This window comes from Bartonella sp. PS17NMGDW, assembly GCF_042193555.1.
GTDB classification, from domain to species: Bacteria; Pseudomonadota; Alphaproteobacteria; order Rhizobiales; family Rhizobiaceae; genus Bartonella; species Bartonella grahamii.
The window spans coordinates 1-566 of the sequence record NZ_JBHILY010000097.1 but is presented as its reverse complement, the minus strand read 5'-3'; the positions used below and the strand labels follow the sequence as shown (position 1 = coordinate 566).

The window sequence follows — 566 nt, the reverse complement described above, 5'->3', positions numbered from 1 at the left end:
CAAAAACCAAAAAAAAAAAAAAAAAATCACAAAAAAACACAAAAAACTATAAAAAAGAATTAAAAACTTTCAGAGGATTACTATTTACTTTATTAACTTACGGATTTATTATATAAATATATATTCACCTAGCAGCATATCTCTGCCGTCTCTCCTGCTCTTGTCATGAAGACATAGCCGATTCTCTTCCGGACCTGCACAAAGGTCTCAGGATCGGTACAGCCGCTTCCTACGTGGAAGCTGACACCAACGACATCGATATTCAGCTCTTTTGCCCGTTCCAAAAGGAGCCTGCTATTTCTGAGCGTGGCACCGAATTTAACACTGAGACGACAGACTGCTTTGGAATCATCAGTGGCAATCCGCAAAACCAACTTTGCTTTTGGATGTGCTCTGGTAACTTTCATCAGGTCAACTCAATGTTCATCCATGCAGATGTTTAAAAGGGGCTCCAGGAGCTGCTGGGGGGGGTGGGCGGGGCTGGGCCGGGGAGCTGGAGGGGCCCAGATGCCTCGACTGTGTCCTGAGCTACAGTGTTGGGTGAGTCGTGGAGCAGTGTAGGCCCT

The 566-nt window shown here is 45.6% G+C and carries 1 protein-coding gene; it reads right to left on the bottom strand.

All coding sequences use genetic code 11. The annotated features are described in order from the left end of the window. Positions 1-128: 128 nt before the first annotated feature. Positions 129-407, bottom strand: coding sequence for a hypothetical protein (locus ACFIJK_RS09475; RefSeq protein ID WP_375627608.1), 279 nt, complete (start codon positions 405-407; stop codon positions 129-131). Positions 408-566: the final 159 nt, after the last annotated feature.

What these genes read in the sequence shown, in the direction of transcription:
- ACFIJK_RS09475 (WP_375627608.1), bottom strand. Translation starts at nt 407, where the DNA reads ATGAAAGTTACCAGAGCACATCCAAAAGCAAAGTTGGTTTTGCGGATT.